The organism is Nonomuraea sp. NPDC050540 (assembly GCF_044457485.1).
Taxonomy (GTDB): domain Bacteria; phylum Actinomycetota; class Actinomycetes; order Streptosporangiales; family Streptosporangiaceae; genus Nonomuraea.
Genome location: NZ_JBITHA010000005.1, coordinates 104,665 through 131,191, shown reverse-complemented (window position 1 = coordinate 131,191; position 26,527 = coordinate 104,665). Strand labels below are relative to the sequence as shown.

The window sequence follows — 26,527 nt, the reverse complement described above, 5'->3', positions numbered from 1 at the left end:
CCCGGGAGGCTGGCTGTGCCGTCCGGACCGTCGCTACCTTGACGTCTTCATCGCCGCGTGCTCATCAGGCGCTCATAGCAATCTGACTCCGCCCATCAACTCGGCGTCCTACATGACATTTCGTGGTTCTCCTCTTCCAGGTGCGCCCGCACACGCGAGACGTCAAGCGGCCCCGGCACGCGAAACGCGCGCGGAAACGCTCGGCGACGCTCGGCAAGCTCCAGACAGCTCGGGTCGGGATGCAGCGATGCACCCCGGCCGGGAAGCCGTCCTCGCAGGTCGGGGACTATGCGATCCTCAACCAGCACCAATCGGAGCAGCTCGGACTTAGCCGTGCGAACCCTGCAGCCCACACATGTTCTCTGCGGGGCTGCCAGGCCACCATATTCCAGCTTACCGTGTTGACGCATCTACGGAACCGGCGGCATCCTCTGCCTGTGCGTCGGAGCGGATGTCGATCCGCCATCCCGTGAGGCGGGCGGCGAGCCGGGCGTTCTGCCCTTCCTTGCCGATGGCCAGTGAGAGCTGGTAGTCGGGCACGATGACGCGCGCGACCCTCCCCTGGAGATCCAGAACCTCGACGTTGGAAACACGGGCCGGCGACAGGGCATTCCCCACGAACTCCGCGGGGTCCTCCGACCAGTCGATGATGTCGATCTTCTCGCCGTGGAGTTCGGTCATCACGTTGCGCACCCGCGAGCCCATCGGCCCGATGCAGGCGCCCTTGGCGTTGACGCCCGGCTTGCGCGAGCGCACCGCGATCTTGGTACGGTGCCCCGCCTCCCTGGCCACGGCGGCGATCTCCACCGTGCCGTCGGCGATCTCGGGCACCTCCAGCGCGAACAGCTTCTTCACCAGCCCGGGGTGCGTACGCGACAGCGAGACCGACGGCCCCTTGTGCCCCTTCTTCACCTGCACGACGTAGGCGCGGATGCGCTCGCCGTGCACGTAGTCCTCGCCCGGGACCTGCTCGTTGTGCGGGAGCACGGCCTCGATCTTGCCGAGGTCGACCAGCACGACGCGGGGATCCTTGCCCTGCTGGATGACGCCGGAGACCAGCTCGCCCTCCCGGCTGGCGAACTCGCCGAAGTTGATCTCGTCCTCGGCGTCGCGCAATTGCTGCAGGATCACCTGCTTGGCGGTCGTCGCCGCGATGCGGCTGAAGTTGCCCGGGGTGTCGTCGAACTCCCGGACGACCTCACCCTCCTCGTCGAGCTCGGCCGCCCAGATGCTGACGTGGCCGGTCTGCCGGTCGAGTTCGGCCCGCGCCTTCTGGGCCGCGCCGTCGGTGCGGAAGTAGGCGATCAGCAGCGCGTCCTCGATCGCCTTGACCACCAGGTCGAAGGAGATGTCCTTCTCCCGCTCCAGGCTGCGCAGGACGCTCATGTCGATGTCCACGAGGCTTCCCCCTTAGCCTTCTTCGCCGTCTGGGTCTTCGTCGTCCAGACGGCGGAATTCCACCTGCACCCGTCCGCGGGTGAGGTCCTGATAGTCGAGCCGGCGCTCAGCGCCGTCGACGGAGAGGTCGACGCCGGCGTCGTCGGCGGTCAGCACCCGGCCCTCCAGGACGGAGCCGTCGCGCAGCTCCGCCTTCACCAGCCGCTTGGCCGCGCGGCGCCAGTGGCGCGGCTCCGTCAGCGGCCGGTCGACGCCTGGAGAGGACACTTCGAGCGTGTAGGCGGATCCGCCCATCGCATCGTCCTCGTCGAGGGCGGTGGAGACGGCCTGGCTCACCTCCGCCACGTCGTCCAGGCTCACGCCGCCGTCGCGGTCGACGACCACGCGCAGCAACCGGCGCTTGCCGGCCGTGGTGACCGTGACGTCCTCCAGATCGAGACCCTCCGCGGCGACGACGGGCTCCAGGAGCTTCATCAGGTGGTCGCGGGATGATGCGCTGCCCATATCGACCTCCCCTATTGTCATGTTCCAGCCGGGCGTACCTCGCCGTCGGCTGTCGGCGTCCATGGCAGCACTGCCAGCGACGACAGTTGACACCCTATCCGTACCAGGGCCCGAAAAGAGCGCCACTCGGCACGCTCGGGTGGCGAGCCGCCGGTGGCAGCGATCGCGGGCGCGAGCCCGTACGATGCTGTCTGCGTCCTGTTTCCCGGAGGTCTCACCCGTGCGCCGTCCACTGTCCCGCCGTGCCGTTCTCGCGGGCGGGGCGAGTCTCGCCGGTGCCGCGGCCCTGGCGGGGTGCAGCGGCTCGGGCGCCCCGGAGGCCACGACCCCCAAGCCGGAGGACCCCGAGCACGTCCTGGCGCGCGAGCTGATCGCCGACAAGGAGCGCACGATCGGCCTCTACACCACGCTGATCACCGCCGGCGGCGAGAAGCTGGCGCCCTTCCGCGAGCGCCACCGGGCCCACCTCGCCGAGCTGCGCCGCCGCTTCCCCGACGCGGCCAAGCTTCCCACCAACCCGCCGACCGCGCCGCCGTCGCCTCCGCCGAAGGTCTCCCTGACGCGGCTGCGCGACGTGGAGCGTAAGGCGGCCGCCCTGCGCCCGCGCCAGCTCGCCGACGCCTCACCCGCCCTCTCCCAGCTGATCGCCAGCATCGGCGCCTGCGAGGCCCTGCACGTCCTGTCGCTGCCGAGGTCCCTATGACCGCCTCCGCAGAGGCATCCGGCGCCGAGCGGCGCCGGGGAGCCGCCACCGATCTGGAACGCCTCCGCAAGGCACTGGCGGCCGAGCACGCGGCGGTCTACGCCTACGGCCTGATCGGAGCCAGGACGACCGGCGCGCTGCGGGCCAGGGTGACGTCGGCGTTCGACGGCCACCGGGCCCGCCGCGACCAGCTACGGGGCCTCATCACCGCCCGCCGGGGCCGCCCGGCCGAGCCGGAGCCCTCCTACGCGCTGCCCGTGACGCCCGGCAACGCCACGGAGGCGATCCGCCTGGCGGTGCACGTGGAACAGGGCATCACCGCGACCTACCTGGAACTGGCCGCCTGCGAGGACGCGGCCCTGCGCCGGTACGCGGCCCTGGCCATGCAGGAGTCGGTGACCCGCTCCTACGGCTTCCGCCCCGCGACGCCGGCGTTCCCCGGCATGCCCGCCCCACCGAAGCCGGCCCCCTCCCCCACCACCAGCCCAGGCTGACACAGGGCAGAGAATCCGCCTCGGTCAGTAGCGGTAGTGGCGGGTACGGCCGCGCCCCAGGGTCTTGGTCACGTGCAGCCCGCCGGGCAGTCGGACGGAAAGGTGGCGGCGCCCGTCAGGGGTCGTCTGGATGTGGAAGCGGCGGTTGCCGAAGCTGTGGCCGACACCGTGGCGCGAAAGGTTGATGCGGAAGGGGCCTACCTTGATGGACTTCCGGTAGTGCCAGCCCATGGAACTCTCCTCGGGATCGGTTACGCCCTGATAACGAGCGACCGGGTGAGGAGAGTTCCGGGGCGTGGCGGTCAGGAGCAGGCGGCGAGGATGCGGGCGGCCGCCTCGTCGAGGGGGATCTCCTCCTTGGTGCCGGAGGCGCGGTCGCGCAGTTCCGCCACACCGGAGGACAGGCCGCGGCCGATCACCAGGATCGTCGGCATGCCCAGCAGCTCGGCGTCCTTGAACTTGACGCCCGGCGACACCCCCGCCCGGTCGTCGACCAGGACGCGCAGGCCCTTGGCGGTCAGTTCTTCGGCCAGCTGCAGGGCGACCTCGATCTGGTTCTCCTTGCCGGTGCCGACGATGTGCACGTCGGCGGGGGCCACCTCGCGCGGCCAGACCAGGCCGAGCTGGTCGTGGGCCTGCTCGGCGATGACGGCGACGGCGCGGGAGACGCCGACGCCGTAGGAGCCCATGGTGATGCGGATGGGCTTGCCGTCGGGGCCGAGGGCGTCGAGGCCGGCGGCGTCGGCGTACTTGCGGCCGAGCTGGAAGATGTGGCCGATCTCGATGCCGCGGTCGATCGACAGCTCGCCGCCGCAGCGCGGGCAGGCGTCGCCGGCGCGTACCTCGGCGGCCTCGATGGTGCCGTCGGGGGTGAAGTCGCGGCCGGCCACGACGTTGACGGCGTGCTTGCCGGGCTCGTTGGCGCCGGTGACCCAGGCGGTGCCGGTGACGACGCGGGGGTCGACCAGGTAGCGGATGCCGAGGTCCTTCAGGACCTGCGGGCCGATGTAGCCGCGGACCAGGCCGGGGTGCTTGGCGAAGTCCTCGGCCTCGAAGATCGCCGGCTCGCCGGGGGCCAGCGCGGCCTCCAGGCGCTTGAAGTCGACCTCGCGGTCGCCGGGGATGCCGACGATGAGCGTCTCGGCCTTGTCGGAGCCGGGCGTGGTGATCTTGACGACGATGTTCTTGAGGGTGTCGGCGGCGGTGATCGACAGGCCGTGGACCGTGTTGACGTGGTCGACGAGGGTCTCGATCGTGGGGGTGTCCGGGGTGTCGAGCACCTGCTGGGCGCCGGCCTCCGCCACCGGGCGCGCGGCGGGCGCGGGGGTGGTGACGGCCTCGGCGTTGGCGGCGTAGCCGCAGGAGTGGCAGGCGACGAAGGTGTCCTCGCCGGTGGGCGTGGGGGCCAGGAACTCCTCGGAGGCCGAGCCGCCCATGGCGCCGGAGGTGGCGAAGACGATCTTGTAGCGGATGCCGAGCCGGTCGAACAGCTTGATGTAGGCCTCGCGGTGCTGCTCATAGGAGCGCTTGAGGCCGTCGTCGTCGAGGTCGAAGCTGTAGGAGTCCTTCATGAGGAACTCCCTGCCGCGCAGGATGCCGGCGCGGGGGCGGGCCTCGTCGCGGTACTTCGTCTGGATCTGGTAGAGCGTGACCGGGTAGTCCTTGTAGGAGGCGTACTCGCCCTTCACCATGTCGGCGAAGAGCTCCTCGTGGGTGGGGCCGAGCAGGTAGTCGGCGCCCTTGCGGTCCTTGAGACGGAAGAGCGTGTCGCCGTACTCGGTCCAGCGGCCGGTGGCCTCGTAGTACTCCCTGGGCAGCAGGGCGGGGAAGAGGACTTCCTGCCCGCCCATCTTGTTCATCTCGTCGCGGACGACCGACTCGACGTTCTTGAGCACGTGCATGCCCAGGGGCAGCCAGGAGTAGATGCCGGGGGCGACGCGGCGGACGTAGCCGGCGCGGACCAGGAGCTTGTGGCTCGGGACTTCCGCGTCTGCCGGGTCGTCCCGCAGGGTGCGAAGAAACAACGACGACATGCGCAGCAACACGGCTACTCCTTGCTCGAACCCGGATGTGAAGGACTACAGGCTATCGACTCGGGGGGCCGCGCCGCGCGGGCTTGCCGCCTCGGCGCCTTCACACTCAGGTCACGAACAACGCGAAGAGCCCCGCCAGCACGGCGGTGACCCCCAGCGCGCGCAGCCGTCCCACGGTGGTACGGCGCAGCCACAGCACGGCCATGACGGTCAGCACGCCGACGACCACGGCCGGGACCGGCCAGAACGTGGCCTCGGTGTCGAGGAACCCGGGCGTCGCCCGGTCGATGACGTCGGCCAGCACCAGGGCGCCGATGCCGCCGGCGGCCAGGTCGCCCCAGAGGTCGCTCCTGCGGGTGAGGTAGCCGAGCATGCCGAGGCCCACGAGCAGCACGAGCAGCACGTTCAGCGCGACGGGCCCGCCGCCCACGACGTCGATGTTGAAGCGGCCCTGGAGCGCGCTGCCGCCCATGGCGGCCACCAGCGACGAGACGGTCGCCAGGAACGTGGTCAGCAGCGCCCATCCGAACCCGGTGCTCGTGGCGCCGAGCGCGATGGTCAGCGCGAGGTAGACGTACGGGTCGTACACGTCGGCGAGCAGGGCGGGCGCGTTGTCGACGACGAACATGCCGAGGAGGCCGACGGCCAGCCCCCCGAGGAAGGCCGCGAGAACGTGGCGTTCGATGCCGCGCTGTCGCCGGTCGTACTCGGCGAAGTCGGCATAGTCGACGGCGCTCGTCTTCTTCTCCATCTCCATTCCCAGGCCACCCTTTCCCCCAGTAACCACTAAAGGCGGCCATTACTCACAGTATGCGGACTTACAGAAAAGGCAAAATTCGGTCAACCGAAGCTAACGGCGAAGCAAGTGCTTGGTTAGTCTTGGAGCATGGATCTGCTGCGTGACACCGTCCGGTCGTACCTGTCCCGCCGCCCGTCCGCGTCGTGGGCGGACTTCGCGCGGGAGCTCGGCGTCGCGGGCCTGGCCGTGCCCGAGGAGTACGGCGGCGCGGGCGGCGGGCCAGCGGAGGTCGCGGCCGTGGCGTGGGAGGTGGGGCGGGCGCTGTCGGCGCAGCCGTTCCTGCAGACGGCGGTGCTGGCGGTGGCGGCGCTCAGGCTCGACGGGGACGCGGCGACCCGCGCACGCCTGCTCCCGCCTCTGGCCGAGGGCGCGATGAGCGCGACCGTCGTGTTCGGCTCGGAGCTGTCGCTGGAGGACGGGCTGCTGACCGGTGAGGCGCCCTACGTCCTGGACGGGGATCTGGTGCTCGTCTACGCCGGCGGGCGCCTGGTCGAGGCCCGGCCGGCGGTGCGGGAGCCGTACCGGACCATGGACCTCACGCGGCCCCTGACCAGGCTCGTCTTCGAACGGACGCCCGCCACCGTCCTGGGCGCCGACCGGCACCAGGACGCGGTGCGCACGCTCGGCGTCGCGGCGCTCGCCGCCGAGCAGGCGGGCGGGGCGGAGCGGTGCCTGGAGGCGTCGGTGGAGTACGCGAAGCAGCGGCGGCAGTTCGGGCGGCCGATCGGGTCGTTCCAGGCGATCAAGCACAAGCTGGCCGACGTGGCGCTGCTGGTGGAGTCGGCCGGGTCGGCGGCGCTGGCCGCGCACGAGTCGGCGGTGAACGCCGCGGTCGCCGGGTCCTACTGCGGAGAGGCCTATCTGCGGGCCGCCGGGGAGAACATCCAGGTCCACGGCGGGATCGGGATCACCTGGGAGCACGACGCCCACCGCCATCTCAAGCGCGCCACCTCCGACGCCCAGCTCTTCGGCACCCCGCTGGGACATCGCGGGGAACTGGCCGCGCACGTGTTCGGCGGCTAACCGCCGAGGAGTTCTTCCCAGGGCTGGCGGGCGTTGGTGCGGCGAGTGGTGTCCAGGGCCTCGGCCAGGCGCCAGAAGCCGGGGCGCACGTGCACGCGGGCCGAGCCCATGGGGTCGACGGCGTGGAGTTCGAAACGGACGCCCATGACGTCCAGGACGGCCGAGGCGTCGCTGCCGGGACCGGCCGCCGTGACCAGGCTGCCGTCGAAGTCGGGGTCTCGCACGTGCTCGGCGAGCAGCGCGGCCACCTCGGCGGCGTAGGGGCCGTCGCGCCACTCGATGTGCCAGCTGTGGTCGGCGCCCCGCCACCAGGTGAGGTCACGGCACGCCTCGATGAAGTCCGCCTTGGTGGCCAGGACCGCCATGACCCGGCCGAACGCCTCGTAGCGGCGCGCGCTGGAAAGCTCGTCGTCGCTCGACCGAGTCCGGCGGAAACCCCTCATGTCTGGGAGCGTGCCATCTTTCTGCCGCCGCAGCGCGTGCTTTCGCCTCACGATCACCCACTCTGATCGTCGTACCACGTATCCCGCAAGCCCCGGACGCGCAGCCGCACTTCCCGCCGGACAGCCGCCCTGATAGTCTCTACCAAGCGAGCGCTTGGTTTACTTGGAGGATGGATGCGGATCAGCCTCGGTTACGAACTGGAGGTTCGCGGGCGTACCCGCGAGGTCGAGCAGCAGGCGTTCCGGAATGTGATCGACCAGGTGGTCCTGGGGGATCAACTGGGCTTCGACACGGCCTGGTTCGTCGAACACCACTTCACCAGGGGTTTCTCCCACTCCTCCGCGCCGGATCTGGTGCTGGCCGCGATCTCTCAGCGCACCGAGCGGATCCACCTGGGGCTGGGCGTGGTGCTGCTGCCCTTCCAGTCGCCCATCCGTACGGCGGAGCGCGTGGCCACCCTCGACGTCCTGAGCGGCGGCCGGGTGGAGTTCGGGACCGGCCGCGGCGCCTCGCCGCTGGAGTACCAGGCGTTCCAGAAGCCGTTCGAGAAGTCGCGGCAGATCTGGGAGGACTCCCTGGAGGCCACGCTGGCCATCTGGCGGGCGGACGGCGAACCGGTCAGCCGGTCGAACGAGTTCTTCGAGATTCCGGACGTGTCCGTGTACCCGCGGCCGGTCCAGGAGCCGTATCCGAGGGTGTGGGTGGCGTCCACGTCCCTGGAGGGCTATCTGGCGGCCGCCAAGCACGGCTACAACCTGCTCGGGATGACGATGCTGAAGGGCATCGACGACGTCGCCGCCGACATCGCGAAATATCGGGAGTGCCTGGCCGACCATGGGTTCGACCCCGCCAGCCGGCGGGTGGCGCTGATGATCCCCTGGTACGTGGGCCAGGCGCGGGACGAGGCGGCCGACGCCGTGCTCTGGTACATCCGGCGCCAGGTCAACCTGGTCACGCCGCCCGACTACTACGACGCCCGCCACGCCACCCACCGCGTACTGGGACAGCTCGCGGCCGGCATGCCGCCCGATGAGGCCATGGCGACGCTGCGCGAGCACCTCATGGTCGTGGTGGACGACGTGGAGGGCTCACGCAAGGCGGTCGCGCGCATCGCCGAGGCCGGCGCCACCGACCTGATCCTGCAGTGCCAGGTGGGCGGGCTGGCGCATCCGCTGGTCACGGAGTCGATGCGCACGTTCATGACCGAGGTGGTGCGCTGATGCGCCGCGAAGGTCTCAGGGAAGGGATGGGGGTGGCCTTCGATGCGATGGCTCACACGTGACGACCTGGGCGCCGCCGGGCGGACGGCGTCCGGGCTGCTGGTGGTCTCGCCGGACGCGGCGAGCGTGTTCCCGCTCGGGCCGGAGGACCGCGCGGACGCCGCCGCGATGACCGGGGCGGCGCTCAAGGGCGCGGGCGTCGGCGCGCGGGACCGCGTGGTGGTGGCGCTGGCCGAACCGGCCGGCGCGCTGTGGGCGGGCGCGGCGGCGGACGTCGCGCAGGCCGCCGCCTCGGTCGGGCCCCGGGGGCGGATGCGGCTGCACCACGCGCTCACCTCGGTCGGGGCCACTGCGCTGGTGGCGACGCCGACCGGGGCCATGGACTTCCTGGCCCGCCTGCACCTGGAGTTTCTGCTCGACCCGCTGGATCTGGGGCTGCGCACGATCGTGCTGACGGGTGAGAACGCCGCCAAGCGGACGATGGCGTATCTGGCCAAGGAGTTCGACGCCGCGGTGACCGAGGTGTACGCGAGCCCGTTCACCGGGGCCGCGCTGGCCTGCCGTACCGCGGAGGAGGAGCCTTTTGTGCCGCTGGCCGAGGGGCTGGTCGGGCTGGCGGCGCTGGGCAAGGACGCGCTCGATCCCGGGGCGGGCGAACCGGCCGAGGTGGTGATCACGCCGCGCGGGCACGCGACGCTGGGTGACGCGGTGCTGCGTACCGGGCAGGTGTCGCGGGGCGGGCTCGCGCCCGCGCACACGGTCGGCGAGCACGTGCTCGTGCGCGGGGTGTGGGTCTCGCTGCTCCGGATCCAGAAGGCGCTGGCCAAGGTGGACGGGGTGTCGGGCTGGAAGCTGACGGTCAGCCGCCAGGGCACGCTGGACGCCGCCGTGCTGACGGTCGTCTTCAACCGGGCGAGCCTGGTCGAGAACCCGATGTGGAAGTCACGCATCCGGCAGGCCGTCCACGGGCTGACGCCGGTGCAGATCGGGGTGGAGGTGGCGCCCGAGGTGTCGGAGGCCGTCACGCCCGGTGTCGTGGAGGACCTGCGCGGCCATCACCTGGGCCGCGATCGCAGCCTGGCCGGCTGAGGAGGCGCGATGGAGAGTGTGCCCGGCTGGGGGACGCTCCCCCGCATGCTGCGCGCGCAGGCCTCGGCGTATCCGGACACCCTCGTGGTGGAGGGGCCGGTCCGCCTCACCCTGCGCGAGCTGCGCGAACAGGCCGCCGCGGTGGCGCGCGGGCTGATGGCGCTTGGCGTCGGGCCCGGCGACCGCGTGGCGGTGTGGGGGATCAACGACGCCGCGTGGGTGGCGCACGCCTTCGGCGTCTGGGACGCGGGCGCGGTGATCGTGCCGCTCTCCTCCCGGTACAAGGGGTTCGAGGCCGCGGAGATCATCGCGAGGACGGGCGCGGAGGTGCTGGTCACCGGTCCTGGCGCGGGCGGCGCCGTCCTGGCCGACCTGCTGTCGCCCCTGCCGGACCTGCGCCACGTGATCGTCCCCGACGGGGTACGGCGGGCCGCCACGCTGACCGCCTCCGAGCTCGTGGAGATCGGCGAGGGCGACGTCGAGGCCAGGGCGCTGGCGGTGAAACCGGACGACCTGTGCGAGATCATGTCCACGTCCGGCACCACCGGCACCCCCAAGGGCGTCATGCTCGACCACGCCCAGGTTTTGCGCGGCTACTGGGACTGGGCCGAGATCGTCACCCTGGGCCCGGACGACCGCTATCCGGTGATCGCGCCGTTCAACCACGGCTTCGGGCTCAACGCCGGGCTGATCGCCTGCGTCCTGCGCCGGGCGACGATGATGCCGGTCGGGGTGTTCACCCCCGATGCCCTGATGGCGCTGGTGGAATCGGGAAAGGTGAGCATCCTGGCGGGTCCGCCCACGTTGTTCGCCCGGCTGCTGGACGAGCTCGACCGGCGCGACTGGGACGTCTCGTCGCTGCGGGTGGCGATCTGCGGGGCGGCGTCGGTCCCGGCGCCGCTGATCACGCGGCTGGTTGAGCGGGTGGGCCTGGAACGCATGATCAACGCCTATGGGCTCATGGAGGGCACGGTCGTGTCCATGACGCGGGCCGGCGACCCGATCGAGGTGATCGCGACGACCACCGGGCGGGCGGTGCCGGGGATCGAGGTGAAGATCGTCGACCTGGCGGGCGAGGAGGTGCCGCCCGGGGAGCGGGGCGAGGTCCTGCAGCGCGGGTACGGGGTGATGCGCGGCTACTGGGGCGAGCCCGGCAGGACGGCGGAGGCGATCGACGCCGACGGCTGGCTGCGCACCGGCGACGTCGGCGTGCTGGACGAGGCGGGCAACCTCAGCATCGTGGACAGGAAGAAGGAGCTGTTCATCGTCAACGGCTTCAACGTCTCGCCCGCCGAGGTCGAGGCGCTGCTGCTGCGGGAGGGGTCGCTGGCCCAGGCCGCGGTGGTCGGGGTGCCGGACGACGACTCGGGCGAGGCGGGCTGGGCGTTCGTGGTGCCGCGTTCCGGTGCGCGGGTGGACGGCGAGGCGCTGCGGGCGTGGGCGCGCGAGAACATGTCCAACTTCAAGGTGCCGAAGCGGGTGATCGTGGTGGAGGAGCTGCCCGCCAACCCGAACGGCAAGACCGACAAGATCGCCCTCCGCCGGATGGCCGCAGGGGATATTTCCTGACCTGCGGTTTTAGCCGCGCTGGCCGGTCTTTCGCGGATTAGGGTGGAACCGCACCGCCTGCCTCAGGGCGGTGCGCGGATCCGTCGCAACCGCTACGTTGACACCGAGGCCGCGCTCGGGATCATGCCCGGACTCTGCCGGAATTGCGGGTGTTCGCGAAAGATGGGTTCGTACGCACGAGCGACCGGGGATACCTCGTTGAGGTTGGCCGATCGCACCTACTAGGACGTGTCCCCCGCTCCTGAGGAGGCAGGCGTGTCGTTGCGCGTGGCGGTAGTCGGGTCGGGCCCGGCGGGCATCTACACGGCGGAGGCGCTGGTCAAGCAGTCGGCCGAACCAGTCGAGGTCGACGTGCTCGAACGGCTGCCCACGCCGTACGGGCTGGTCCGCTACGGGGTCGCCCCCGACCACACCTCGATCAAGTCCATCGCCAACTACCTGCGCAAAGTGCTCGAACTCCCCCAGGTGCGCTTCCTCGGCGGCGTCACCCTCGGCGAGCACCTGTCCGTCGAGGATCTCCTGGCGAGCTACGACGCCGTCGTCTACGCCACCGGCGCCATGGTCGACCGGCGCATGGGCATCCCCGGCGAGGATTTGCCCGGCAGCGTGGCCGCCACCGACTTCGTCAACTGGTACTGCGGCCACCCCGACGTCGACCCCGGCCGCTTCGTGCTCGACAGCCCCGAGATCGCCGTGATCGGCGTCGGCAACGTGGCCGTCGACGTGGTGCGCGTCCTGGCCAAGACGGCGGAGGAGCTGGCCGCCACCGACGTCCCCCACGACGTGCTCGAACGCCTGGCCGACAGCCAGGTCAAAGCCATCCACATGATCGGCAGGCGCGGTCCCGAGCACGCCAAGTTCACGCTCAAGGAGCTGCGCGAGCTGGGCGAGCTGGCCAACGCCGACGTGTGCGTACGCCCCGACGAGGCCGTCGTGCTCGGCGCCGACTTCCCGCGCCAGATCCGCGGCAACATCGACGTGCTGCAGTCATGGGCGGCCCGCGCCCCCGTCGGCCGCCCGCGCCGCCTGGACGTGCGGTTCTGGCTGCGCCCGGTGGAGATCCTCGGCACCGACCGGGTCGAGGGACTCAAGCTGGAGCGCACCCGCCTGGAGGACGGCCGCGTCGTCGGCACCGGCGTGTACGAGACGCTGCCGGTCGGCATGGTGCTGCGCTCGGTCGGCTACCAGAGCGTGCCGCTGCCCGGCGTGCCGTTCGACACGGGCTCGATGACGGTCCCGAACGAGGCGGGCCGCGTGCGCGAGCGCGAGTACGTGGCGGGCTGGCTCAAGCGCGGCCCCACCGGGGTGATCGGCACCAACAAGTCCGACGCCGCCGAGACCGTCCGCACGCTGCTGGCCGACCTCGCCGGCCACGACAGGGTACGGCCCGCCTCAGTCGAGGACCTGCTGCGCTCGCGCGGCGTCGAGCCGGTCACCTACGAGCACTGGCTGCGCATCGAGGCCGCCGAGGAGGCACTGGCCAGGACGCTGGGCCGGGGCGAGCGGGTCAAGCTGGTCGGGCTTGACGCGATGCGCGACGCAGTCCAAGGCTGAGCACGGCGATCCCGAGGGCGAGCACGAGCGTGGTCGCCACGCCGCCCTCGGGCCCGAACAAGCCTCCGGTGACCACGTCGGGGCCGTTCTCCTTCAGGTCGACGATCGCCATCATGCCGGTGCCGGTGCCGCTGACCTCGAAGCCGAAGACGTTGCCCTGGGCCCAGTTCCACGCCGCGTGCCACAGGCACACGCCCCAGAGCGCGCCCTCCCACAGCGCGTACAGGCCGAGGAGCACGCCGACGAGCACCAGGTTGACCAGGCTGAGCGCGTTGACGCCGGGATTGAGCAGGTGGAGGGCGGCGAAGAGCATCGAGGACAGGCCGACGCCCACCACGGCCCCGTAGCGCGCGCCGACCACCGGCAGCAGGAAGCCGCGGGTGACGATCTCCTCGGTGGAGCCCTGCACGACCCAGCCGGCGAACACCAGGATCGCCGGGCCGATCGCCGCCACGCCCTGCGGCACGTTCTCGGTCAGCGTGAAGCCCGGCACGACGAGGATGGCGGTGACCAGGCCGAAGGACAGGACGCCGGTCAGCAGGCCGCGGGCGGAGCGCCAGGCGGCGTGCTCGCGGGTGAACCCGAGTGTGCGGAAGCCGCGTTCCTCGAACAGGCCGATCCACAGCCAGATCAGCAGCGCGACCGGCGCGAAGCCGGTGACCAGGTTCACCAGCATGCGCAGCGCCGGGTCGGCGGGCAGGCCGGTGAACGTCAGGACGATCGCCCCGATGAGCCCGCCCAGCAGGATCGCGGCCACGGCGACGACGAGGGCGAGGATCGGATGGGTGCGCCGCTTGCCCGAGGTGGCCAGAGCGAAGAGCGGATTGTCCGTCACGGTCAGGAACCTTACTTCCTGGAACGCCGCCGGCGGGCGACGTACGCGACAACGGCCACCAGTGCTCCGGCGGCGACCACCACGAGCCCCGCGACGAAGATCAGGGCGAGGACGTCCAGGGCGTCACCGGGCACGCCCGGCTGCCAGATGCGCCAGGCGAACCAGCCCGAGGCCAGCATCGCGAGCATCGACAGGCCGACGATCACGAGGCCCCAGTAGAGGACGCGGACGGCCCAGTCGCCCACGGTGCGCTTCGGCCGCTCGGCCACGGGCGCGGGCTCACGGGCCGCTCCCGGGGCGGGTCCGGTCGCGCTGCCGGCGAGGGCGAGGACCAGGCCGGGCTCGCGGATCTCGGTGACGGCGGCGGGGAGCCCGGCGAGGCGGGCCGCGGTGACCGGGCGGCCGCCGCGCAGGGTCTCAGCCAGGGCGGGGGTCAGCTTGGAGTGCGCGCCCCTGCCGCGGATCATGCCCTGGTCCAGGACGTACTCGACACGGTCGGTGGCGCTGAGGAAGACCTGGGCGGGCGCGGAGAGGCCGGACAGGTCGATCGGGAATCGCCCGGCGCCGCTGAAGCAGCAGTCGAGGACGACCACGGTGTGCCCGGCGGCGGTCCCGGCCAGCTCCCGCGCGACGGCGGCGACCGGCACCGAGGTCGCGGCCGGGTCGTCGCGGCCGGTCGCCGAGGTGGTCAGCAGCAGGCCGCCGGGGGTGGCGACGGCGTGGCAGGCGATGTAGAGCAGCAGCACGTCGTCGGGCTCGCGGTCGCCCAGGAAGGCGGTGATCTCGGCCAGCACCTCGCCCTGGGTGCCGTCGACCAGTTTCCGCAGGGCGAAGCCCGCGAGCAGGGCCTCGCCGAGCGCGTCCGTATCGCTCGCGGGCGACCGTAATTGGGCCATCCCGGGGTCGGACTGGGTGGCGGTCACGATCATCAGCGCCTCGCGGGCTGCCGGCATGGGACCTCCCAAGCTGTGAGATGCTCGGCGAGCTTGCCAGCGCCGCGTTTCCGGAGGAGAACATGCGTGTCACCGTTGGGCATCGGCCGATCACCGGGTTCGCGGAGGAGTACCGGCTGCAGCAGAGCCGATACCCGATGACCCCGGCCGGCTGGCAGCCGGTGCACACGGTCTATGTTCCGGCCGACCGTTTCTCGGCCGACACGGTCGCGACGTGGGGCGGGCAGGCGCTGGAACTGATCGAGACCCACCTGCCGGGTCCCGGCGAGCTGGCCGAGGTGTTCGGGGTGAGCGAGGACCTGGCTCCCGGCGTGCACCGGCGGCTGCTGGAGAAGCTGGCCGCCGAGCCGGTCGAGGACCTGCGCATCGACTTCGAGGACGGCTACGGCGTGCGTCCCGACGACGAGGACGGCCACGTCGAGCAGGCCGCCGCCGCGGTGGCGGCGACGCACGAGGAGGGACGGCTGCCGCGCAGGTGGGGCCTGCGGGTGAAGTCGTTCGCCGACGCCGACCCGGAGCGCTCGGTCCGCACGCTGGACGGTTTCCTGACCGAGGTCGTGGCCCGGATCGGCGCCCTTCCACCGGGGTTCGCGCTGACGTTCCCCAAGGTCCTGATGGAGAACTACCTCGGCCAGTTCACCGCCTTCCTGGAGGATCTGGAGAAAGGGCTCGGGCTCGGCCCGCTGCGCTTCGAGATCCAGGTGGAGGCGCCGCAGACGCTACCGTTCCTGCGCGCCGACCTGGCCGGCGGCCGGCTGGCCGCGGCGCACTTCGGCGTCTTCGACTACACCGCCGCGATCGGGCTGCCGCCGCACGAGCAGCGCCTGGACCACCCGGCCTGCGACCACGCCAGGCACGTGATGCAGACGGCGTTCGCGGGCACCGGGGTCGAGCTGTCGGACGGCTCGCTGGCCGCCGCCCCCGCGTCGTCCGCGACGGCCGACGTGCACGCGCTGTGGCGCCGGCACGCCGAGCTGGTACGCCATTCGCTGGCCCACGGCTTCTACCAGGGCTGGGACATGCACCCGTCGCACCTGGTGAGCAGGTTCGCCACCGTCTACGCCTTCCACCTGGCCACGTACGAGGGCTACGCGGCCCGGGTGGCGGCCTGGGAGCAGCAGCGGCAGGTGGAGGGCGTCATGGACGAACCGGCCACCGTCAAAACTCTCGTGACGGCACTTTCGCGGGCCCGGTCCGCATTGGGGGAGTTCCCCGGAAACCCCGCCTGAACCGGCGCTGTAGGGCAACCTTGACTGGAGGGTTGTCCGTGGGCTGTCTGGATTGTCAGGGAATCGGGTGCAGTGGACGGGTAGCGCACCATATAGCCTCAGATCCATGACCGGATCCCTCCTTGAGGTGATCGCGCTGAATGTGCGCGACGCCGTGGCCGCCGAACGTGGTGGCGCCGACCGCCTTGAGGTCGTCGCCGACATGGCCGCCGACGGGCTCACCCCAGCGCCGGAGACGGTCGCCGCCATCGCCGCCGAGTGCGCGCTCCCCCAGATGGTGATGCTGCGCGGCGAGCCCGGGTTCACGGCCGACGCCGAAGCGCTCGACCGGCTCAGGAACGACGCCAAGGCGCTGGCCCAGGCCGGTGCCGCCGGATTCGTGTTCGGGTTCCTCGACGCCGACGGCGTCGTCGACCTGGCCGCCACCGAAGCCATGATCCACGCGGTGTCGCCGCTGCCGTGGACCTTCCACCGCGCGGTCGACTACGCCGCCGACACCTCCGCGAGCTGGCGCGCCGTCCGGCTGCTGCCGAACCTGGCCACCGTGCTCACCTCCGGCTCGCCGTCCGGGGTGGGCGACGGGCTGCCGGTGCTCAAGGCCCGGTGCGAGGCGGGCGACGCGGGGCTCATCCTCGCCGGGGGCGGCCTGAAGCCGCCGCACGTGCGGGCCCTGCTCGACTACGGCATCCGCGCCTTCCACGTGGGCAGCGCGGTCCGCACGTCCTGGACCGAACCGGTCGACCCGTCACTCGTCGCCCGCTGGCGCTCCCTGATCGACCGCGACTAGATCTCACCGCCCCGGGCCCGAGGGTCCGCCGGTGGCACGCCCCGGCCGACCCGGGCAGCCCTCCCCGGCCCCGGGACAGGCCCGTGCAGGCCCCTGATCGTCGGGTTTGGACCCCGGGGTTTGCCTCGGCGCCGCCGGGTGGCCCAGGGGGCGCTCGTCGCGGCGGGATGTGCGCGAGCCTTCACGAGCGGCCGGGACGGAGGCCCGCCCGTTACGGCGAGGGGGTGGGCGCGGCTTCGCCGTAACGGGGAGGCGCGAGAAGGCACGAACGAGCGCGAGCGGGCCGTCAGGACGCCCGCATCAGGACGCCTCTAGCAAACGCTAGGCACTCAGCAGGTGCGGCACAGTCAGGTCGCGGAAGGCCGTGGACAGCGCGGGGCGGGTCAGGCGCTGGAACAGGGCGCCGGACGCGCGGTGCGGGAGGTCGACGGTGCGCAGGTGACGGAAGCCGCGCTTGCGGTAGTACTCCTGCAGGCCGGGGTTGGACTTGGCGCAGTCCAGGCGGAGCCAGGGCAGGCCGACGGCGTGCGTGGTGGCGCCGGCCCAGTCCAGGAGGGCGTCGCCGAGTCCGCTGCCCGACCAGGGGCGGGCCACCGCCAGTTTGTGGACGTAGAGGGCGGCGCGGGGGCGGTCGGCCGGGGTCCAGAACTCGGGGTCGGCCTGGCTGTCGAGGGCGATGGTGGCGACGGGCGGCGCGGCTTCGTCGAAGTCGAGGTAGCGCAGTTCGTCGTCGACGAGGTAGAGGACGTGGGAGTCGATGAGGGGCGCGATGCGCTCGGGGCCGAATCCGCCTCGGGGCCACTGGCGGATCCCCCGGGAGTGGAGCCAGTCGGCGGTGTCGGCGAGCAGGGTGAGGACTCCGCCCAGGTCAGCGGGTACGGCTCGGCGCAGGGTGAGCGGGTGAAGGAGGGTGTTCGAGTGCATGGGTCTACCCTTCGTTGCGCTGGGTGTCCGGGAGAACACATCTCGTGTGCACTTCACGGCACGCGGCAGCTAAACGGATATGTCTGGATAAATTACGATTTAGGGGAGCATGCACCACTCCCCCGCCCAGCGAAGTCAGATCTCGCTGCGCGCGGCCGTTGGGATCACCCCCAACCGAGCTCGATCAGCGGCTGCCGAGCTCGTATCTGATCAAGTGCTTGTCGGCGGGAAGCACCGACACCGCGACACGGACCGGCGCGTCCTCCCGGTCGTAGCCGACTCGGACATACACGACGACCGGCGTCCCCAGCTCCAACTGGAGCCGTTCGACCTCCGCCTGGTTGGGCATCCTGGCCCAGATGTCGTCGACCACGCGGATCTGCGCGTGCCCGAGTTCCTCGAGTACCCGGTTCGCGCCGCGTCCGATGTCGCCCGGCCTGGCGATCTCGGACTCGGCGACCAGGTCATGCGGGAAATAGGAATCGTTGGTGTTGTAGGGCTGGCCGTCGACGAAACGCAGGCGCCGCCGTACCACTGCCAGTTTTCCGTCGTCGAGCTCCAGCCTGCTGGCGATGTCCTCAGCCGGTTGGACCGTCAACACTTCGATGAGCTGGGAGGGCTGGCGGCCTTCCTGGCTGACGGCGTACGCGAAGGCCTCCCGGGGAACTCCCGTGGGTTGCGGCTCCAGTTCGCGTTGCGGATGCATCAGCAGGGCGCGTCGTTCTCTGACGATCGTGCCGCGCCGGGGAGCGCGCGTGACGAGGCCTTCGTTGACCAGTTCCGCGACTGCGAGCCTGACCGTGTTACGGCTGACGCCGTGGCGCGCGCGGAGCTCCTCCTCGGTCGGCAGCTGCGCCCCGGGGCCGTAGTCGCCGGAGTAGATGGCTCTGCGAAGCTCCGAAGCCACCTGCTGATACAGCGACGGTCTTGCCACTTTCACCCCTTTTGTTCCAACAATTTAGACGATCTGGTTCTAGCAGGCCACAACCCCTTGACCGAACGGCCTTGACAGCCGCATCATCCATTCGTTGGTACAAATCCATCGAAAGGCCGGTGAGGGGGTGAGGGCCGGTGTTGCCGGTCCGCGCGGGTGCGCCGTTTGCGAAGCAAGCGAGCTTGCGAAGCTACCCGCCCTGGCACGATCCCCGTGAGGCAACACGTTTACTGCGTTACGCGTTGCATCGCCAGGGGTTCACCCACACCTACCAGAGCAACGGGAACGGTATGTCCGTGCTGTCCGTGCTAACCGAGTTGACCGTGTGGTGCAGAGACGAGTTCTTTGTCTGGCATGAGGAGGGCGTCGAAGTCAGCCACCCCATCGACGACCCGGTTGGCGCAGCACAACGGATCGCCGACCGCCGTCGGCGACCACAGTCCTCTCCCTCGGAGTGTTCTCCAGCAGAGCACTCCCCCACCGACTCCGCACGCGAACACTCGGCCTAGGACTCCATCCCTCGCCGGAGTCCTGGCGCCGCCCGCGTCGGAGAAAGGAAACGCACCCTGGCGGGTCCCCCACGCCCGCCAGGGTGCGTTCTCCTGTAGAGCGCCTTCCTCGTGCGAACCTTCCCTTCACGCGAGCCCCCTCGCCCGTGCGGACCTTCCCCTTCGTACGGGCCTTCTCATGCGCGCGGCCCTCTCGCCCGTGCTGGCTTCTCTCACCCCCACGATCCGTTACGGCAAGCCGCCCCACCCCCACCCGCCGACCGTGGCCGGGCCCCGTCCAGGGGCACGGTCGTCCAGCGTGCGGGGCGGGCCGCCGTTACGCCCGCGCCGTCGACCGGGACCTGATATACCGGGGGGCCACGAGGCCGGGCTTGACAGGCGGTTTCGGTTGGACGGTAAGTGGGTTGCAAGGACTGTCTACAAAGGTCTGGCGGCATGCGAGTCCCTCTTCGAGCATCCGGATCACTGGCCGTGGCCGTGGCCGTGCTGGTCTGCGGGTGCGGGTCCACGGGTGAGCCCGTTCGGCGGGCCGATCCGTCGCCGCCCTCGCCCGGCGTGACCACGTCACCCGCTCCCAGCGCGTCTTCCTCACCCGGGTATGTGACCGAGGGGATGGTGGGGTTCTACTCGGCGGAGCCGTTCACGATCGACATCAAGGGTGTGGAGCGGACGCCCAAGCTCACCGTGCTGCGCATGGAGATCATGACCACCGCCAACCGGAACACCAAGGGTGATTTCGGGTACGGGAGTGTGCCCAGCGACTTCGCGCGGTTCCGGCTGTTCGATCCGGTGGGCGGGAAGGTGTACTTCACGCTGCGGGCCAAGAGCGATGACGACGCGTTCGGGACGCGGCACACCATGAAGGGCAACGGGTTTCCCGAGGACTTCGTGCCGGGAGTGCGGTATCCGGTCGAGGTGTACTTCCCCTTGCTGCCGCCCGGGGTCGGGGCCGTCTCCGTCGTGCCTGATCTGCCGATGGGGCCGATGACCGGGATCCCCGTCGCCGATACCGCGCGCGAGCCCGTCGCCCGCGAGCGCGGCGCTTCCGGGAGGCCCAAGGCGGGTGAGGTGTTCCAGTGGCCGGTCGTGCTGCCCGAGGGCGACCTCTGGTCCGGCGTCTCCGACGTGCGCGAGCTCGTCGAGACGCCGAAGAAGACCACTCTGCAGGAGGGCGCCAAGGAGACGATCGGCCTGCGCACCGACGTGCTGTTCGCCTTCGACCAGGCCACGCTCGGCGCCAGGGCCGCCGCCGTGCTGGACGAGGTCGCCGAGGAGACCCGCAGGCGCGCCGATCCGGCCAGGCCGCCGGTCACGATCGTCGGCCACACCGACACCAAGGGCGAGGACGCGTACAACCAGACGTTGTCGGTCCGGCGGGCCCAGGCGGTCAAGGAGTATCTGGCGGCCAAGCTCGGCGTCGGCTACCGGTACGTGACCGAGGGCAAGGGCGAGAGTGCCCCGATCGCCAAGAACGACAAGCCGGACGGCGGCGACAACCCCGGGGGCCGGGCACGCAACCGGCGCGTGGAGATCTCCTACACGATCAAGCAGCAGGCCCCGGACGTGACCGCCACCACGGGCCCCTCGGCCGGCGAGGTACGCGGCCCCACCGGCCGGAACGCGCCGTTCCGGCCGGATCCGGGCGCGCCGGTGGCCGACTTCACCTGGACGTTCACCAACAAGGACGATCAGCTCAAGGTCGAGGTGCTGCCGCTCTATCGCGACGGTGCCTATCTGGTGGCGACCTTCGACGTCACGGCCGTGCGGACCAACGTGGTGTTCGTGCCGGCGCCCGCGCCGTTCTCCGGGTGGGAGCACGAGTTCTCGGCGGCGGCCGGCTTCGGCGCGTTCACGCTGGAGGACCCGGCCACCAAGGCGCGCTACCACCCGCTGAAGATGTCCACCGAGTTCGTCGAGAACCACGTCCCCGCGTTGCAGACCGGCGAGAAGAGCCGCGCCTACGTGTACTACCCGGCCCCGCCGGGCGACCGCACGTCCCTCACGCTCCGGGTGGCCAACGGGCCGTCCCCCAGCGTTCCCATCACTCCGTGATCATCCGCCAGCCGACCAGGGTGAGGGCGTCGTCCACGGCCGTGAACACCGCGCTCACCCGCGATCCGCCCTCGGGTTCGCCGGCCCCTTCCCACGAGCCGTGCACCACGGCGTCCGGCGCCTCGTCCAGGCGGACCACGACCACGATCTCGCCCTGGCCGAAGGGCCGGTGGCTGACCACCCAGCTCTCCACCGTCCCGACGGGCCGGACCGCCACCCAGCGACGTCCCTCGCCCCGGCACCGGGCGCAGAAGGCCCGCGCGGGGAAGCGCCGCAGCCCGCACCCGTCGCACTCCTGGACGGCGAACTCCCCCGTGGCCACCCGCTCCCACCACTCCCGCGAGTCCCGGTCGGGCGTGGGCCTGGTTTGCGCGGGCATTCAGGGGCTCCTCAGGATCAGGGCGGAGGTGGCGGGGAGGATGTAGCCCGGCTGGGAGGTCGACAGCGCCACCCGGGCCCCGGGCACCTGCCGGTCCCCGGCCTCGCCGCGCAGCTGGGAGACGGCCTCGGCGATGTGGTTGATCCCGTGGACGTAACCCTCCGACAGGAAGCCGCCGTGGGTGTTCACCGGCGGGCCCTCGCCGGAGGCAGCGAAGGGGCCGCCGTCGCCCTTGGAGCAGAAGCCGTAGTCCTCCAGCTGGACCAGCACCGAATAGGTGAAGCAGTCGTAGAGCTGGGCGAGGTCGATGTCGGCCGGGGTGAGGCCGGCCTGGCCGTACAGGCGGGGGGCGAGGGCCGCGGCGGCGCTGACGGTGGGGTCCGCGCCGGACAGGAAGGACTGACCGCCGCCCCAGGCGGCGGCCGAGATCAGCACCGGGGTACGGCGCAGCGACCGCGCCCGCTCCGCGGTGGTGATGACCAGCGCGCACGCCCCGTCGGTCTCCAGGCAGCAGTCCAGCAGCCGGAACGGCTCGGCGATCCAGCGGCTGGCGAGGTAGTCGTCGAGGGTGATGGGCGTGCGCATGAGGGCGCGCGGGTTCTTGGCGGCGTGCGCGCGCTGGCGGACGGCGATCCGCCCGAGGTGTTCCTCGGTGGTGCCGTACCGCAGCATGTGGGCGCGGGCGGCGAGGGCGAAGTGCTGGACGGGGGCGGTCAGGCCGTAGGGGGCCTGGTACTGGACCTCCGGGCTGGGGTTGGCGGCCTGGCCCATGCGGAACTCGGAGCGGGCGTTGATGGCCCGGTAGAAGACGACGGTGTCGGCCAGGCCGGCGGCCACGGCGAGCGCGGCCTGGCCGGCGACGGCGTGGGAGACGCTGCCGCCGCCGAACTGGTCCAGGTACCAGGACGGGTCGTCGAGGCCGAGGGCCGGGCCGACGAGCGAGGGCGGGGCCGAGTCGCCGACGCGGTGGGTGGCCAGGCCGTCGACGTCGGACGGGTCCAGGCCGGCGTCCGCCAGCGCGGCCATGATCGCGCGGCAGGCGAGAGTGAGGGTGCTGACCTGGGAGTTCTTGGTGAAGGGGGTGTAGCCGACGCCGACGACGGCGGTGCGGTCCGTGAAGTTGAGCAAGCGCTTGGCCACGCTTCCGAAGCTAGGCTTGCCGCGCGCCGCGTGTCAACGGGATCAGAAAAGGCTCTGCCCATCCAAGCAAGCGCTTGGTAAGCTAGTCTCAGCATCCACGACGAGGAGGCCACGGATGAGCACACACGCAGCCCGGCTGATCAGGCCGGACGGGTGCGACGCCCACTCGTCGTACAAGCGTGGGATTCACAACGGAGCCGCCATGCCGAACGGCCACAACGGGCAGCACGACAGCCGGCGCTTCCGGAACGTGCTCGGCAGGTTCGCCACCGGCGTCGTGGCCATCACGGCGCTCGACCCGGAGAGCGGCGAGCCGTGCGGCCTGGCCGCCAACGCCTTCACCTCCGTCTCCCTCGACCCGCCGCTGGTCGCCTTCTGCGTGGCGCACACCAGTACGAGCTGGCCGAAGGTGCGCGGCGGCAAGGTGATCACCGTGAACGTCCTGGCCGAGCACCAGCAGCCGGTCTGCGCCCAGCTGGCCAACCGGGGCGGCGACAAGTTCGCCGGGCTGGAGTGGACCGGCTCCCCCTCCGGCAACCCGGTCATCGAAGGCGCCCTGGCCTGGATCGACTGCGTGGTCGAGGCCGAGCACCTCGCCGGCGACCACATGATCGTGGTGGCCCGGGTGCTGCAGCTGGACACCCACGCCGAGGGCGGGCCCCTGGTGTTCTTCCGCGGGGGCTACGGGAGGTTCAGTGAGCCTTCGTGAGCAGGCGCGGGCCTGGCTGGAGGAGCAGCTGTCCACGACGTTCGCGCACGTGCGCGGCCTCGGCGGGCCCGGTCGCGAGCACGAGGGCCACGAGGAACGCCACGCGTGGGAGAGGCACCTGGGCAAGGCGGGCTGGACCTGCCTGAGCTGGCCCACACGGTACGGCGGGCGCGCGGCCTCACTCGCCGACCAGATCGCCTTCTACGAGGAGTACGCCAGAGCCGGGGCCCCCGCCCGTGTGGGCCACATCGGCGAGGGCCTGATCGGGCCGACGATCCTGGAGTTCGGCACCGAGGAGCAGAAGGCCCGCTTCCTGCCGGGGATCCAGTCGGGCGAGGAACTGTGGTGCCAGGGGTATTCGGAGCCGGAGGCGGGCTCGGACCTGGCCAACGTCCAGACGAGAGCGGAGATGTCGGGTGATGAGTGGGTCGTCACCGGGCAGAAGGTGTGGACCTCCCTGGCGCACGTGGCCGACTGGTGCTTCGTGCTGTGCCGTACGGAGAAGGCGGAGAAGAGGCATCACGGGCTGTCGTACCTGCTCGTGCCCATGGACCAGCCGGGCGTCGAGGTCCGGCCGATCGTCCAGCTCACCGGCACCTCCGAGTTCAACGAGGTCTTCTTCGACGGCGCCCGCACGCACCGCGGCCACGTCCTCGGCGCGCCCGGCGACGGCTGGCGGGTGGCGATGGCCACGCTCGGCTACGAACGCGGCGCCTCCACACTCGGCCAGCAGATCGGCTTCCGCCGCGAACTCGACCGGGTCATCGAGGCCGCGAAGCTCAGCGGCGCGGCCGGCGACCCGGTGATCCGCGACCGGCTCGTGCGGTCGTGGCTGGAGCTGGAGGTCATGCGGCTGAACGCGCTGCGCGACCCTCAATCGCCGATCACCAAGCTCTACTGGTCGGAGTGGCACCGGCGGCTCGGCGAATTGGCCCAGGAGGTCCAGGGCCGGGCCGGGCTGGTCGCCGAAGGCGGCAAACTGAACGACCTCCAGCGTCTCTACCTGTTCAGCCGCGCCGACACGATCTATGCCGGGTCCAGCGAAATCCAGCGCAACCTCATCGCCGAGCGCACCCTGGGACTACCACGATGACGACTCCCCCTCCCTACCCCAGCGCGCACGGCCTGCTCGACGGCAAGGTCACGCTCGTGACCGCCGCGGCCGGGGCCGGGATCGGCTATGCCACCGCGCGCCGCTGCGCCGAGGAGGGCGCCACGATCGTCATCTCCGACCGGCACGAGCGCCGCCTGTCGGAGGCGGCCGAGGCGCTGACCGGGCTGACCGGGGTGAAGCCGCTGGCCGTACCGTGTGACGTGACCTCGCAGGCGCAGGTGATGGCGCTGTTCGACGCGGTGGTCGAGGCGCACGGGCGCCTCGACGTGGTGGTCAACAACGCCGGACTCGGCGGTACGGCGAGCCTCGCGGAGATGACCGACGAGGAGTGGCACGCGGTGATCGACGTGACGCTCAACGGCACCATGCGCTGCACCCGGGCCGCGCTCCAGCACATGATCCCGCAGGGCCGCGGCGTGATCGTGAACAACGCCTCCGTGATCGGCTGGCGGGCCCAGGCCGGCCAGGCGCACTACGCGGCGGCCAAGGCCGGAGTCATGGCGTTGACCAGGTGCGCGGCCCTCGAAGCCGCCACGGACGGCGTCCGGATCAACGCGGTCGCGCCGTCGCTGGCCATGCATCCGTTCCTGGCCAAGGTCACCAGCGACGAACTGCTCGCCGAGCTCACGGCCAAGGAGGCCTTCGGCCGCTCGGCCCAGCCGTGGGAGGTGGCCAACGTGATCGTCTTCCTGGCCAGCGACTACTCCACGTACATGACCGGTGAGGTCGTCTCGGTCTCCAGCCAGCACCCCTGATGCATATCCTGCCTCTCAGGATATAGTGGAGACATGAATATCACGGAGCCCATGTTCCTGGCGCTGACCGCGCTGGTGGACGAGCCCCGGCACGGCTACGGCATCGTGCAGGAGGTCTCGGGCCTGTCCGGCGGCCGGGTCCAGCTGAAGATCGGCACGCTCTACGGCGTGCTCGACCGGCTGGCCGCCGAGGAGCTGGTCGAGCTGGACCGTGAGGAGGTCCTGCAGGGACGGCTGCGCCGCTACTACCGCCTGACCGACAAGGGCGCCGAGGCTCTCCGGCAGGAGGCCGACCGGGTCGCCCGGACCGCCGCCCTGGCCACCTCCAGGCTGCGCGCCAGGAACACCGCCATCGGGGGGACGGCGTGAGCCTGCTGGAGTTCCACTACCGCAACGTGTTGCGGATGCTGCCGGCCTCCTACCGTGCCGAGCGCGAGGAGGAGATGGTCGCGGCCTACCTGGAGTACGCGGGGGACGCCCCCGACGAGGTCAACCCCCGGCCGCGCTGGGGCGAGGTCCTCAGCGTCATGGGACTGGCCCTCAGGGTCCGCCTGGCGGGCGCTTCCGGGCCGCCGGTCTACTTCGCCTGGGGCGAGACCGTGCGCATGATCGCGTTGTTCGGGCTGGCCCTGCAGGCGATGTTGTCGGCTCCCTCGTTGCCGTTCCTGCCGGGGATGAGCGAGAACGAGCAGTTCTTCGGCGCGGCGGGATCGGCCGACCGGCTGTTCAACATCGGCGAGGTCCTGCTCCACAACCTGTGGCTGGTCGCCTACGTCGCCCTGGCGCGAGGGGCCGTGCGCACGGCCAAGACGGCGGCCGTGCTGGTCTTCGGCTGGTCGTTCCTGGTGCCCCTGGTGAGCGACTGGCGCGCGATGGAGACCGGCTACACCGTGCTGTCGGCGGCGCCGGTCCTGGCCCTGCTGCTCGGCTACCACCGCGACGTGCCGCCGCCGCGCCGGTCCTGGTGGGTGGCTCTGCTGCCGCCCGCGGTCGCGGCGGCGGCCCTGTACGCGGTCAACCGCTATCTGACGGACCACCTGGCGGACGGCTACACGACGACGATGGAGACCCTCTCGGCCTGGACCGGCGTGCACGGCATCGTCGTCGTCGCCCTCACCGCCGCCGCCGCGGCGGCGCTGACGCTGGGGGCGGGCGGGCCCGCACTGCTGGCACTGGCCTTCTACGCGATCGTGACGCTGCTGGCCAGGGTGCCCGACCTGTACCACTTCCACGGCGGTGTCGAGGAGATCTGGCAGGTGGCGGCGGTGCAGTGCTGGGTGCTGGGCGGGCTGACGTTCATCCTGGCGGTGGTGGGAGTGTGGAGACTGCCGATTCATAGGAGACTCCAGGAAAGATCGGTCTAGGCGACCGGGCCGC

Annotated in this window: 28 protein-coding genes; 15 read left to right on the top strand and 13 right to left on the bottom strand. The window is 71.3% G+C overall.

Annotated features, from left to right (window positions below):
* Positions 1-95: 95 nt before the first annotated feature.
* From ACIBI5_RS18595 to rimP, 3 genes are read right to left on the bottom strand one after another with little or no spacing between them, the layout of a single operon-like run.
* Entirely contained in the window at positions 96-410 is a 315-nt protein-coding gene (locus ACIBI5_RS18595; protein ID WP_397248247.1) for a YlxR family protein, read from the bottom strand.
* The gene (gene nusA / locus ACIBI5_RS18590) at positions 394-1,398 is read right to left on the bottom strand and encodes a transcription termination factor NusA (RefSeq protein WP_379618089.1); all 1,005 of its coding nucleotides are present in this window, start codon (positions 1,396-1,398) and stop codon (positions 394-396) included. The genes ACIBI5_RS18595 and nusA overlap by 17 nt, the downstream gene beginning before the upstream one ends.
* 12 nt (positions 1,399-1,410) lie before the next feature.
* Positions 1,411-1,902, bottom strand: a complete 492-nt coding sequence (gene rimP / locus ACIBI5_RS18585) for a ribosome maturation factor RimP (RefSeq protein WP_397248245.1) — start codon at positions 1,900-1,902, stop codon at positions 1,411-1,413.
* Positions 1,903-2,122: 220 nt separating this feature from the next.
* Here rimP and ACIBI5_RS18580 point away from each other — a divergent pair, with 220 nt between their 5' ends.
* Positions 2,123-2,605 carry a hypothetical protein gene (locus ACIBI5_RS18580; RefSeq protein WP_397248243.1) on the top strand — a complete coding sequence of 161 codons (483 nt, stop codon included), beginning with the start codon at positions 2,123-2,125 and terminating at the stop codon, positions 2,603-2,605.
* The gene (locus tag ACIBI5_RS18575; RefSeq protein ID WP_397248241.1) at positions 2,602-3,099 is read left to right on the top strand and encodes a ferritin-like domain-containing protein; all 498 of its coding nucleotides are present in this window, start codon (positions 2,602-2,604) and stop codon (positions 3,097-3,099) included. Before ACIBI5_RS18580 ends, ACIBI5_RS18575 begins: the two co-directional genes overlap by 4 nt.
* 24 nt (positions 3,100-3,123) lie before the next feature.
* Here the strand turns inward: ACIBI5_RS18575 and ACIBI5_RS18570 are convergent, their stop codons facing one another.
* From ACIBI5_RS18570 to ACIBI5_RS18560, 3 genes are all read right to left on the bottom strand, one after another.
* On the bottom strand, positions 3,124-3,330 hold the full coding sequence (locus ACIBI5_RS18570; protein WP_184967012.1) for a DUF4236 domain-containing protein: 207 nt from the start codon (positions 3,328-3,330) through the stop codon (positions 3,124-3,126).
* A 71-nt stretch (positions 3,331-3,401) separates the two neighbouring features.
* A complete protein-coding gene (locus ACIBI5_RS18565; RefSeq protein WP_397248239.1) occupies positions 3,402-5,144 on the bottom strand; it encodes a proline--tRNA ligase in 1,743 nt (580 codons plus the stop codon).
* Between the two features lie 94 nt (positions 5,145-5,238).
* Entirely contained in the window at positions 5,239-5,889 is a 651-nt protein-coding gene (locus ACIBI5_RS18560) for a hypothetical protein (protein WP_397248237.1), read from the bottom strand.
* 129 nt (positions 5,890-6,018) lie between these two features.
* On the opposite strand from ACIBI5_RS18560, the gene ACIBI5_RS18555 reads away from it, so the two are divergent.
* Positions 6,019-6,954: an acyl-CoA dehydrogenase family protein gene (locus ACIBI5_RS18555; RefSeq protein ID WP_397248235.1), complete on the top strand. Its 936-nt coding sequence runs from the start codon at positions 6,019-6,021 to the stop codon at positions 6,952-6,954.
* Here ACIBI5_RS18555 and ACIBI5_RS18550 read toward each other — a convergent pair.
* On the bottom strand, positions 6,951-7,397 hold the full coding sequence (locus ACIBI5_RS18550; RefSeq protein ID WP_379635639.1) for a hypothetical protein: 447 nt from the start codon (positions 7,395-7,397) through the stop codon (positions 6,951-6,953). The two genes, ACIBI5_RS18555 and ACIBI5_RS18550, sit on opposite strands and share 4 nt — an antisense overlap.
* A 174-nt stretch (positions 7,398-7,571) precedes the next feature.
* On the opposite strand from ACIBI5_RS18550, the gene ACIBI5_RS18545 reads away from it, so the two are divergent.
* The 4 genes from ACIBI5_RS18545 (at position 7,572) to ACIBI5_RS18530 (ending at position 12,830) form a co-directional block, all read left to right on the top strand.
* Positions 7,572-8,618, top strand: coding sequence for an LLM class flavin-dependent oxidoreductase (locus ACIBI5_RS18545; protein WP_397248233.1), 1,047 nt, complete (start codon positions 7,572-7,574; stop codon positions 8,616-8,618).
* Between the two features lie 42 nt (positions 8,619-8,660).
* Entirely contained in the window at positions 8,661-9,707 is a 1,047-nt protein-coding gene (locus ACIBI5_RS18540) for a hypothetical protein (RefSeq protein WP_397248231.1), read from the top strand.
* Positions 9,708-9,716: 9 nt separating this feature from the next.
* Positions 9,717-11,276: an AMP-binding protein gene (locus tag ACIBI5_RS18535; RefSeq protein ID WP_397248229.1), complete on the top strand. Its 1,560-nt coding sequence runs from the start codon at positions 9,717-9,719 to the stop codon at positions 11,274-11,276.
* A 255-nt stretch (positions 11,277-11,531) separates the two neighbouring features.
* A complete protein-coding gene (locus tag ACIBI5_RS18530; RefSeq protein ID WP_397248227.1) occupies positions 11,532-12,830 on the top strand; it encodes an FAD-dependent oxidoreductase in 1,299 nt (432 codons plus the stop codon).
* Here the strand turns inward: ACIBI5_RS18530 and ACIBI5_RS18525 are convergent.
* Together ACIBI5_RS18525 and ACIBI5_RS18520 are read right to left on the bottom strand one after the other, a co-directional pair.
* On the bottom strand, positions 12,784-13,665 hold the full coding sequence (locus tag ACIBI5_RS18525) for a CPBP family intramembrane glutamic endopeptidase (protein ID WP_397248225.1): 882 nt from the start codon (positions 13,663-13,665) through the stop codon (positions 12,784-12,786). The two genes, ACIBI5_RS18530 and ACIBI5_RS18525, sit on opposite strands and share 47 nt — an antisense overlap.
* A gap of 11 nt (positions 13,666-13,676) precedes the next feature.
* A complete protein-coding gene (locus tag ACIBI5_RS18520) occupies positions 13,677-14,618 on the bottom strand; it encodes a caspase domain-containing protein (RefSeq protein ID WP_397248223.1) in 942 nt (313 codons plus the stop codon).
* Between the two features lie 62 nt (positions 14,619-14,680).
* Between ACIBI5_RS18520 and ACIBI5_RS18515 the strand changes: the two genes are divergently transcribed.
* Both ACIBI5_RS18515 and ACIBI5_RS18510 read left to right on the top strand, forming a co-directional pair.
* Complete coding sequence (locus tag ACIBI5_RS18515; protein ID WP_397248222.1) at positions 14,681-15,847, top strand: DUF6986 family protein; 1,167 nt, start codon at positions 14,681-14,683, stop codon at positions 15,845-15,847.
* 106 nt (positions 15,848-15,953) lie between these two features.
* Positions 15,954-16,634 (top strand): copper homeostasis protein CutC, encoded by a 681-nt coding sequence (locus tag ACIBI5_RS18510; RefSeq protein WP_397248220.1) that lies wholly within the window; start codon positions 15,954-15,956, stop codon positions 16,632-16,634.
* A gap of 321 nt (positions 16,635-16,955) precedes the next feature.
* Here ACIBI5_RS18510 and ACIBI5_RS18505 read toward each other — a convergent pair whose 3' ends face one another.
* Entirely contained in the window at positions 16,956-17,558 is a 603-nt protein-coding gene (locus ACIBI5_RS18505) for a GNAT family N-acetyltransferase (protein WP_397248218.1), read from the bottom strand.
* A gap of 184 nt (positions 17,559-17,742) precedes the next feature.
* Entirely contained in the window at positions 17,743-18,492 is a 750-nt protein-coding gene (locus ACIBI5_RS18500) for a GntR family transcriptional regulator (RefSeq protein WP_397098147.1), read from the bottom strand.
* Between the two features lie 944 nt (positions 18,493-19,436).
* On the opposite strand from ACIBI5_RS18500, the gene ACIBI5_RS18495 reads away from it, so the two are divergent.
* Entirely contained in the window at positions 19,437-21,053 is a 1,617-nt protein-coding gene (locus ACIBI5_RS18495; protein WP_397248216.1) for an OmpA family protein, read from the top strand.
* Here ACIBI5_RS18495 and ACIBI5_RS18490 read toward each other — a convergent pair.
* Entirely contained in the window at positions 21,043-21,432 is a 390-nt protein-coding gene (locus ACIBI5_RS18490; protein WP_397248214.1) for a Zn-ribbon domain-containing OB-fold protein, read from the bottom strand. The genes ACIBI5_RS18495 and ACIBI5_RS18490 overlap by 11 nt on opposite strands.
* Entirely contained in the window at positions 21,433-22,572 is a 1,140-nt protein-coding gene (locus ACIBI5_RS18485; RefSeq protein ID WP_397248212.1) for a thiolase C-terminal domain-containing protein, read from the bottom strand.
* Between the two features lie 202 nt (positions 22,573-22,774).
* Between ACIBI5_RS18485 and ACIBI5_RS18480 the strand changes: the two genes are divergently transcribed.
* From ACIBI5_RS18480 to ACIBI5_RS18460, 5 genes are read left to right on the top strand one after another with little or no spacing between them, the layout of a single operon-like run.
* Positions 22,775-23,281 carry a flavin reductase family protein gene (locus tag ACIBI5_RS18480; RefSeq protein WP_397249133.1) on the top strand — a complete coding sequence of 169 codons (507 nt, stop codon included), beginning with the start codon at positions 22,775-22,777 and terminating at the stop codon, positions 23,279-23,281.
* A complete protein-coding gene (locus tag ACIBI5_RS18475) occupies positions 23,268-24,374 on the top strand; it encodes an acyl-CoA dehydrogenase family protein (RefSeq protein WP_397248210.1) in 1,107 nt (368 codons plus the stop codon). The genes ACIBI5_RS18480 and ACIBI5_RS18475 overlap by 14 nt, the downstream gene beginning before the upstream one ends.
* Positions 24,371-25,150 (top strand): SDR family oxidoreductase, encoded by a 780-nt coding sequence (locus ACIBI5_RS18470; RefSeq protein WP_379618043.1) that lies wholly within the window; start codon positions 24,371-24,373, stop codon positions 25,148-25,150. The genes ACIBI5_RS18475 and ACIBI5_RS18470 overlap by 4 nt, the downstream gene beginning before the upstream one ends.
* A gap of 33 nt (positions 25,151-25,183) precedes the next feature.
* Positions 25,184-25,519 carry a PadR family transcriptional regulator gene (locus ACIBI5_RS18465; RefSeq protein ID WP_397248208.1) on the top strand — a complete coding sequence of 112 codons (336 nt, stop codon included), beginning with the start codon at positions 25,184-25,186 and terminating at the stop codon, positions 25,517-25,519.
* Positions 25,516-26,514: a hypothetical protein gene (locus ACIBI5_RS18460; RefSeq protein WP_397248206.1), complete on the top strand. Its 999-nt coding sequence runs from the start codon at positions 25,516-25,518 to the stop codon at positions 26,512-26,514. Before ACIBI5_RS18465 ends, ACIBI5_RS18460 begins: the two co-directional genes overlap by 4 nt.
* The last annotated feature ends 13 nt before the right edge of the window (positions 26,515-26,527 follow it).

Coding starts and splice junctions, on each gene's coding strand:
- ACIBI5_RS18570 (WP_184967012.1), bottom strand. CDS start 3,330: ATGGGCTGGCACTACCGGAAGTCCATCAAGGTAGGCCCCTTCCGCATC.
- rimP (WP_397248245.1), bottom strand. CDS start 1,902: ATGGGCAGCGCATCATCCCGCGACCACCTGATGAAGCTCCTGGAGCCC.
- ACIBI5_RS18505 (WP_397248218.1), bottom strand. CDS start 17,558: ATGCACTCGAACACCCTCCTTCACCCGCTCACCCTGCGCCGAGCCGTA.
- ACIBI5_RS18510 (WP_397248220.1), top strand. CDS start 15,954: ATGACCGGATCCCTCCTTGAGGTGATCGCGCTGAATGTGCGCGACGCC.
- ACIBI5_RS18480 (WP_397249133.1), top strand. CDS start 22,775: ATGCCGAACGGCCACAACGGGCAGCACGACAGCCGGCGCTTCCGGAAC.
- ACIBI5_RS18495 (WP_397248216.1), top strand. CDS start 19,437: ATGCGAGTCCCTCTTCGAGCATCCGGATCACTGGCCGTGGCCGTGGCC.
- ACIBI5_RS18515 (WP_397248222.1), top strand. CDS start 14,681: ATGCGTGTCACCGTTGGGCATCGGCCGATCACCGGGTTCGCGGAGGAG.
- ACIBI5_RS18490 (WP_397248214.1), bottom strand. CDS start 21,432: ATGCCCGCGCAAACCAGGCCCACGCCCGACCGGGACTCGCGGGAGTGG.
- ACIBI5_RS18555 (WP_397248235.1), top strand. CDS start 6,019: ATGGATCTGCTGCGTGACACCGTCCGGTCGTACCTGTCCCGCCGCCCG.
- ACIBI5_RS18470 (WP_379618043.1), top strand. CDS start 24,371: ATGACGACTCCCCCTCCCTACCCCAGCGCGCACGGCCTGCTCGACGGC.
- ACIBI5_RS18550 (WP_379635639.1), bottom strand. CDS start 7,397: ATGAGGGGTTTCCGCCGGACTCGGTCGAGCGACGACGAGCTTTCCAGC.
- ACIBI5_RS18520 (WP_397248223.1), bottom strand. CDS start 14,618: ATGCCGGCAGCCCGCGAGGCGCTGATGATCGTGACCGCCACCCAGTCC.
- ACIBI5_RS18560 (WP_397248237.1), bottom strand. CDS start 5,889: ATGGAGATGGAGAAGAAGACGAGCGCCGTCGACTATGCCGACTTCGCC.
- ACIBI5_RS18595 (WP_397248247.1), bottom strand. CDS start 410: ATGCGTCAACACGGTAAGCTGGAATATGGTGGCCTGGCAGCCCCGCAG.
- ACIBI5_RS18545 (WP_397248233.1), top strand. CDS start 7,572: ATGCGGATCAGCCTCGGTTACGAACTGGAGGTTCGCGGGCGTACCCGC.
- ACIBI5_RS18575 (WP_397248241.1), top strand. CDS start 2,602: ATGACCGCCTCCGCAGAGGCATCCGGCGCCGAGCGGCGCCGGGGAGCC.
- ACIBI5_RS18540 (WP_397248231.1), top strand. CDS start 8,661: ATGCGATGGCTCACACGTGACGACCTGGGCGCCGCCGGGCGGACGGCG.
- ACIBI5_RS18465 (WP_397248208.1), top strand. CDS start 25,184: ATGAATATCACGGAGCCCATGTTCCTGGCGCTGACCGCGCTGGTGGAC.
- ACIBI5_RS18535 (WP_397248229.1), top strand. CDS start 9,717: ATGGAGAGTGTGCCCGGCTGGGGGACGCTCCCCCGCATGCTGCGCGCG.